Source organism: Candidatus Desulfolinea nitratireducens, assembly GCF_982879505.1.
Genome location: NZ_CEYOSI010000213.1, coordinates 1 through 1,987 on the forward strand (window position 1 = coordinate 1; position 1,987 = coordinate 1,987).

Consider the following 1,987-nt stretch of genomic DNA (forward strand, 5'->3'; position numbering starts at 1 on the left):
GTTTTTTAATAAGCTACATCGTTCCGATGCACGCCAATGTCGATATTCAAGCGGTTACCTTATCCCTTGACCGAGTTTATCTTTTTTTGATCTGGATTTTGGTGATTGCCAAATTGCTTGCGAGTTACCTCTATCATACAGAATCAGTTGCCGACGTAATTATGTGCATCATCCTGGGAATCATGGGCGGACGCCTGGGCGGAATTATTATTCGGGTGGAAAAGTTAAAGATCGAACACGGCTTCATGAAAAATTAAAAGTCAATTTCAAGAAAACTTAAAAAGAAGAAAAGATATTCAAAACAATCCAAGACGTCAAGTATTGAAAGCCTGGCGTCTTGGCGGTTAATTATCACTTGACAAACGACCTCACCTCCTATACCCTCTAGCCAATGGATTTTCAATTCACTACTGTTCAATCAGAGATCATCTCTTCGCCCATAGACACACAAATATTTCTATCGGGTCCGGCGGGATGCGGCAAGACCACTGTCGGGGTGGAGCGGATGCGCTATCTTCTCAAGCAGGGCGTTCACGGCGAATCGATTCTCGTCCTGACACCCCAACGCACCCTGCAGGAACCCTATCAGGAGCTACTCCGCAGCCCAGAGATCGGCGCGGGTGGACAGGTCACATTGGCGACGGTTGGCGGTCTTGCCCGTCGCATGGTCGATCTCTTTTGGCCCCTCGCAGCCGAAGCGGCAGGTTTCGCCAACCCCGATCACCCCCCCATCTTTCTGACGCTTGAAACCGCCCAATATTATATGGCGCACCTCGTCCGCCCCTTGCTTGATGAGGGTTATTTCGAGTCGCTAACCATCAATCGAAACCGCCTCTATAGCCAGATAATCGATAATCTCAACAAAGCCGCCGTGATTGGTTTCCCGCATACGCAGATTGGTGAACGACTTGACCGCGCCTGGCTTGGTGATCCAGCCCAACGACGGATCTACACCGATACGCAGGATTGTGCCAACCGATTCCGCGCCTATTCTCTCGAGCATAATTTACTGGATTTCTCACTCCAACTTGAAATCTTCTGGGAGATTCTCTGGCCCGACCCCATCGTGCGGGATTATCTGACCCGCACATATCGACATCTGATCTACGATAACCTCGAAGAGGATATTCCCCGCGCGCATGATCTGATCCGAGAGTGGATGCCGGAACTCGACTCCGCATTGCTGATCTATGATGAGAATGGCGGCTTCCGCCGTTTCCTCGGCGCAGACCCGGAAACTGCCTGGCAGTTAAGAGATACTTGCCCAACCCAGGCATCGCTGACCGAATCCTTCGTGACATCAGATGATATTTTGGCATTGAGCGATTCTTTGGCGAGAGTGATTGTTCCCTCCCCAACCCTCCCTCGGACACGGGGGAGGGAGAAGGGGGAGGGTTTGGGAGAGGGAGTCTTGCGGTACGCCGATGCACATTTCTATCCCGAATTGCTCGACTGGCTGACGGATGAGATTGGCAATCTTCTCGAAGAGGGGATCGAGCCAGCCGAGATCGTTGTCCTCGCGCCCTATCTCTCAGATGCGCTTCGCTTTTCTCTGATGCATCGTCTTGAGGCAAAAGGAATCCCCGTCCGCTCGCACAGACCCTCACGATCCTTACGCGATGAGCCAGCCACCCAATCCCTGCTGACCCTGGCAGCCCTGGCACATCCACAATGGGGAATCCTTCCAAGCGAGTTTGATGTGGCCTATGCCCTGATGCAGGCCATCGATGGTTTTGACCACGTCCGCGCCAACTTGCTGACAAAGATCGTCTACAACAGCAGGAGCCTGTCACTGAATCCATTTGACGGGATCAAGCCTGATGTCCAAGAGAGAATCACATTCATTTTCGGTGGTCGCTACACGCAGTTGCGTGACTGGCTGCTGTCTTATCAAGAGCAGGATGTCGCCCCTTTCGATCACTTTTTGCGTAAACTCTTCGGAGAGATCCTGTCTCAACCGGAATTTGGCTTCCATCGTGATCTGGAT

Annotated in this window: 2 protein-coding genes; both read left to right on the plus strand. The window is 51.8% G+C overall.

Going from position 1 to position 1,987, the window contains the following annotated elements; translation table 11 throughout:
• Positions 1-257: hypothetical protein (locus AC3DOM_RS14805; protein WP_487919817.1), on the plus strand; the 257-nt coding region annotated here is incomplete at its 5' end.
• 134 nt (positions 258-391) lie between these two features.
• On the plus strand, positions 392-1,987 hold a 1,596-nt coding region (locus tag AC3DOM_RS14810), incomplete at its 3' end, for a UvrD-helicase domain-containing protein (RefSeq protein ID WP_487919818.1).